Here is a 737-nt window from a genome sequence, read left to right on the forward strand (position 1 = left end):
CGAAGATAGTCACGATGAGTACCCACACAGATTGATTAGGTTTAGAAAAGTAAAGAGATGAAGAACTCCCAAGTTCTTCGAAATTTGTTTCTACTTTTAAAGTAGAGATAAATTGCAGTGTCCCGTTCGTCTAGAGGCCTAGGACACCGCCCTTTCACGGCGGTAACAGGGGTTCGACTCCCCTACGGGATACCACTTCCTTCAAGAAGTAAAAAGGGTCGTTAGCTCAGTTGGTAGAGCAGTTGACTTTTAATCAATTGGTCGCAGGTTCGAATCCTGCACGACCCACCATTTCCTCCCAAGGAAATAAAATTTGGGGCGATTAGCTCAGTTGGGAGAGCACCTGCCTTACAAGCAGGGGGTCACTGGTTCGAGCCCGGTATCGCCCACCATTTCCTCCCAAGGAAATAAAAATATGGGGCTATAGCTCAGCTGGGAGAGCGCCTGCCTTGCACGCAGGAGGTCTGCGGTTCGATCCCGCATAGCTCCACCATTCTTTCTCCATGAAGGAATCAAAACTATCATGGGCGATTAGCTCAGTTGGGAGAGCACCTGCCTTACAAGCAGGGGGTCACTGGTTCGAGCCCGGTATCGCCCACCATCTTTAAGCACACTTTTCTTAGTAATAGAAAACTGAGTGTATTTAAAAATGGTTTTGAAAGTTTAATGCTTTAAAAACTCTTGCTCTTTAACAATTTGGAAAGCTGACTGATTGATTTACTTACGAGTAATTCAAT

The 737-nt window shown here is 45.7% G+C and carries 5 tRNA genes; all 5 read left to right on the forward strand.

The annotated features are described in order from the left end of the window. The first annotated feature begins 119 nt into the window (after nucleotides 1-119). The 5 genes from AB4185_RS21730 (at nucleotide 120) to AB4185_RS21750 (ending at nucleotide 601) form a co-directional block, all read left to right on the forward strand. A tRNA-Glu gene (locus AB4185_RS21730) sits at nucleotides 120-195 on the forward strand. Nucleotides 196-215: 20 nt separating this feature from the next. Then, nucleotides 216-291: transfer RNA gene (locus AB4185_RS21735), tRNA-Lys, on the forward strand. 25 nt (nucleotides 292-316) lie between these two features. Next, nucleotides 317-392, forward strand: a tRNA-Val gene (locus AB4185_RS21740). A gap of 25 nt (nucleotides 393-417) precedes the next feature. After that, a tRNA-Ala gene (locus tag AB4185_RS21745) sits at nucleotides 418-493 on the forward strand. 32 nt (nucleotides 494-525) lie between these two features. Further along, nucleotides 526-601: transfer RNA gene (locus AB4185_RS21750), tRNA-Val, on the forward strand. Nucleotides 602-737 lie beyond the last annotated feature (136 nt).

It is taken from the genome of Vibrio sp. 10N.286.48.F5 (assembly GCF_041469785.1).
GTDB classification, from domain to species: domain Bacteria; phylum Pseudomonadota; class Gammaproteobacteria; order Enterobacterales; family Vibrionaceae; genus Vibrio; species Vibrio crassostreae_C.